The organism is Pseudomonas sp., from assembly GCF_035277045.1.
In the GTDB taxonomy this organism is placed as follows: domain Bacteria; phylum Pseudomonadota; class Gammaproteobacteria; order Pseudomonadales; family Pseudomonadaceae; genus Aquipseudomonas.
The window spans coordinates 1-4,090 of sequence record NZ_DATELE010000261.1; the positions used below are offsets into that span (position 1 = coordinate 1).

Genomic DNA, 4,090 nt, shown 5'->3' on the forward strand with positions numbered 1-4,090 from the left:
GCTCGATGGCGAGATGGTGGTGGCCGGAGAAAACGGTGTCGCCGACTTCCAGGCCTTGCAGAACGCCTTCGACCGTAACAGCGACGAGCAGATCAGCTATTACCTGTTCGACCTCCTCTACCTCGACGGCAAGGATCTGCGCGAAAGCCCCCTGCAAGAGCGCCGTGACGCCCTGCAGGCGCTGCTGGAAAAAAGTGACGCCGCCGAGCTCAACTTTTCCAGGGATTTCGACGAGCCTGTGGACTCACTGCTCGACAGCGCCTGCCGCCTCGCGCTCGAGGGCCTGATCGGCAAACGGGCCGACAGCCCCTATATCGGCCGGCGCAGCAGCGACTGGGTCAAGCTCAAGTGCAAGCAGCGCCAGGAATTCGTGATCGTCGGCTTCACCGATCCCAAGGGCAGCCGCAGCGGCTTCGGCGCCTTGCTGCTGGCGTTGCACGACAACGACAGCGGTGAACTGCGCTACGCCGGCAAGGTGGGCACCGGCTTCAGCGCGACAACGCTGGACAGCATCCATGCCCGCCTCAAGCCGCTGGAAGGCGAGCGCCCTGCCCTGGCCAACCCGCCCACGGGCGCCGAGGCTCGCGGCGTGCACTGGCTGCAACCGCGCCTGCTGGCCGAGGTGGCGTTCGCCCAGATGACCCGAGAAGGCATCGTGCGCCATGCCGTGTTCCATGGCCTGCGCGATGACAAGCCCGCCACGGCCATCGACCTGGAGCGACCCATGCCAAACAAGAAGACCGCGGCCGACACCGAGAACCTCGGCAGCCTGCGCCTCACCCATCCCGAGCGGGTCATCGACCCCAGCAGCGGCGCCACCAAGCGCCAGGTCGCCGAGTACTATGCCGAGGTGGCCGACTGGATTCTCCCGCACCTGGCACAGCGGCCGGTCGCGCTGGTCCGCGCGCCCGATGGCCTGGCGGGCGAGCTGTTCTTCCAGAAGAACGCCGGCCAGCTGGGTATCCCCAACATCGTCACTTACGACAAGGCTGAAGCCGGCCAGGCCGTGATGATCATCAACCGTCCCGACACCCTGCTCGGCGCGGTGCAGATGAACATGCTCGAGCTGCACACCTGGAACGCCACCGAGAAGAACTTCGACAAGCCCGACCGGTTTGTCCTCGACCTCGACCCGGACCCAGCGCTGCCCTGGAAGGCCATGCTCGAGGCGACGCACCTGACCTTGACCCTGCTCGACGAGCTGGGCCTGCAGAGCTTTCTCAAGACCAGCGGTGGCAAGGGCATGCACGTCGTGGTGCCGCTGACCCGGCGCGCCGGATGGGACGAGGTCAAGGATTTCAGCCATGCCATCGTCGATCACCTGGCGGGGCTGTTTCCCGACCGGCTGTCTGCCGTGTCCGGCCCCAAGAATCGCGTGGGGCGCATCTTCATCGACTATCTGCGCAACGGCAAGGGCGCCACGACCGCCTGCGCCTATACCTTGCGTGCCCGTGAAGGGTTGCCGGTGTCGGTGCCGATCTGGCGTGAAGAGCTGGCGCAGCTCAAGGGCGCCAACCAGTGGAACCTGTTCAACCTGCGCGAACGCCTGGCCGAGGTCGAGGACCCCTGGGCGGACTTTGCCACCACCCGACAATCCATTACCGCGCGGATGCGCAAACAGCTAGGGCTGAGTTGATGACGACAGCGTTCGACATGCCGCGCCCCTGCACTACCCATGCGGCCCAAGGTGGGCCTGAGGAGTCCGTGTCATGAGCATCATCCAGGATTTCGACCTGGGCAATCTCGATCGACTGCTGCGCAGTTTCACCGAACGTCCTCAAGCGCTGAATCTGGACACGCAGTTGCCGATGATCCTGCAGGCGCTGCAGGCAGACCGCCTCGACCAGTTGCCGCTGCCGGGCCAGGGCCACACCTTGCAACGCTGGCAGACCCTGGCACGCATCGCCGGCTGCGACTTGTCGCTGGCCAAGCTCTACGAGGGCCATACCGATGCCCTGGCGATCCTGGCGGAATGCGACGCCATCGAGTTTCCTGGCGAAGGCATCTGGGGCGTATGGGCCGCCGAGCCGCCCAGCGCTCGGGCTCGGATTGTTTCCCGCCAAGGCCGCCATGTCCGCCTGGCGGGCAGCAAGGCCTGGTGTTCCGGCGCCTTGCAGATCGACCGGGCGTTGCTGACGGCCTGGGATGACAACGACCAACCACAGCTGGTGGCCATCGAGCTGTCCGAACCCAGCCAGCAGATCCTGGCCGACCACTGGCAGGCCGTTGGCATGGCCACCACCACCAGCGTGGAAATCGTGTTTGAAGATTCGCCAGGCATCGCGGTCGGCGAGCCCGGTCAGTACCTGTCAAGGCCAGGCTTCTGGCACGGCGGTGGCGGCATCGCGGCCTGCTGGTATGGTGCCGCCGAGGCGCTGGCGGACTACCTGCGCGAACACTGCCGCAAACCCCGCCAGGACCCCCATGCCGAAGCCCACCTGGGCGCGGTCGATGCCGCGCTGTATGGCGCCCGCGCGGCGCTGCGCGAATGTGCCGCCTGGATCGACCGCAACCCCGCCCTGGACGCCAGCCTGCCGGTACGCCGGGCGCGCGCCCAGGTCGAGCAGGCCGTGGAACACGTCATCCGCCACGTCGGCCGCGCCCTTGGCGCCACCCCGTTCTGCCACAACAGTCACTTTGCCCGGCTCAGTGCCGATCTGCCGGTGTATTTGCGCCAGAGCCACGCCGAACGCGACCTGGCAACCCTCGGCCAACAGCTGGCGCAAGACCCTGCAGGAGCCTGGCAGCTATGACCCCGAACCTGATACAAGCCAGCGACGGGACCCGTTGGGCCGACTGGCAGCAGTCGGCTCACCTGGCCCGTGCCACCTGGATCAACCCCGAACAGCTCTGCCCGCCCGGTACTCGCCTGGTGGTGGTGGCCCCGCACCCCGACGACGAGATCCTGGCCTGTGGTGGCCTGCTGTGCAGTTTCAGTGGCCGAGAGCAGGACCTGGTGCTGATCTCGGTAACCGATGGCGAGGGCAGCCACCCGGGCTCGACCCACTGGACCGAACACCGGCTGCGCCGCGACCGCCCCCTGGAAAGCCGGCATGCCTTGCAGCGCCTCGGCCTGTCGGTGACCGACCTGGACTGGCGCCGCCTGAACCTCAAGGACAGCACCGTGGCCCATGACGAGGCCTTCCTGGTCAATCACCTCAACCAGTTGCTCAAGCCTGGCGACGTGCTGTTGACCACCTGGCGCAATGATGGCCATACCGATCACGAGGCCGTGGGCCGCGCCTGCGCCCAGGCCGCCCAGGCGCGCCAGGCAAGGCTGGTGGAAGTGCCGGTGTGGGCCTGGCATTGGGCGAGTCCCGATGATGCCCGCCTGCCCTGGTCGCGCGCCCATCGTATTCAGCTCGATCAGGCGGCGGTGACGCGCAAGCAGCAGGCGATCGCCGCCCACGTCAGCCAGATGGAAGCCGATGACGGGCACCCGCCCGTGCTCCCGGCGAGCCTGCTCGAGTGCCTTCTGCAACCCTTTGAACTGGTGTTCCTATGAAGCCCGATGATCAGTACTTCGCTCAGCTCTACGCCAACAGCGATGACCCTTGGGCGTTCCGCCAGCGCTGGTACGAGCGGCGCAAGCGCGACCTGGTGATGGCCAGCCTGCCGCGCCAGTGCTACGAGCGGGTGTTCGAGCCGGCCTGCGCGAATGGTGAACTCAGCGCGGCGCTGGCGGAGCGCTGCGCCCACCTGCTCTGCCAGGACCTCAATCCTACCGCCGTGCAGCTGGCGCGGGAGCGACTGAGCGAGGCGCCCCATGCCCGGGTCGAGCAAGGACGCCTGCCCGCCGACTGGCCAGGCGAGCGCTATGACCTGATCGTGCTTAGCGAGATCGGCTACTACCTTGATCCGACCCAGTGGCTGCAAGTGATCGAGCAGTCGGTCGCCAGCCTCACACCTGATGGTGGGTTGCTGGCCTGTCATTGGTTGCACCCGATCGAAGGTTGCCCGCAGACCGGCCATCAGGTGCATGCGATGCTGGCCAGGCATCTGCCGCTCTATCCGCTTTACCGGCATGAGGAGGCTGATTTCGTGCTGGAGTACTGGTGCTGCCAGCCCAGCGTCATCGACCTGGACGAGA

At 66.7% G+C, this 4,090-nt stretch carries 4 protein-coding genes; all 4 read left to right on the forward strand.

Going from position 1 to position 4,090, the window contains the following annotated elements:
• Positions 1–1,636: DNA ligase D (ligD, locus tag VJS90_RS14510; protein WP_324122339.1), on the forward strand; the 1,636-nt coding region annotated here is incomplete at its 5' end.
• Positions 1,637–1,709: 73 nt separating this feature from the next.
• Positions 1,710–2,753: an acyl-CoA dehydrogenase family protein gene (locus tag VJS90_RS14515; protein ID WP_324122340.1), complete on the forward strand. Its 1,044-nt coding sequence runs from the start codon at positions 1,710–1,712 to the stop codon at positions 2,751–2,753.
• Complete coding sequence (locus VJS90_RS14520; protein ID WP_324122341.1) at positions 2,750–3,505, forward strand: PIG-L family deacetylase; 756 nt, start codon at positions 2,750–2,752, stop codon at positions 3,503–3,505. The genes VJS90_RS14515 and VJS90_RS14520 overlap by 4 nt, the downstream gene beginning before the upstream one ends.
• A partial coding sequence (locus tag VJS90_RS14525; RefSeq protein ID WP_324122342.1) for a class I SAM-dependent methyltransferase occupies positions 3,502–4,090 on the forward strand: 589 nt, incomplete at its 3' end. The genes VJS90_RS14520 and VJS90_RS14525, both read left to right, overlap by 4 nt.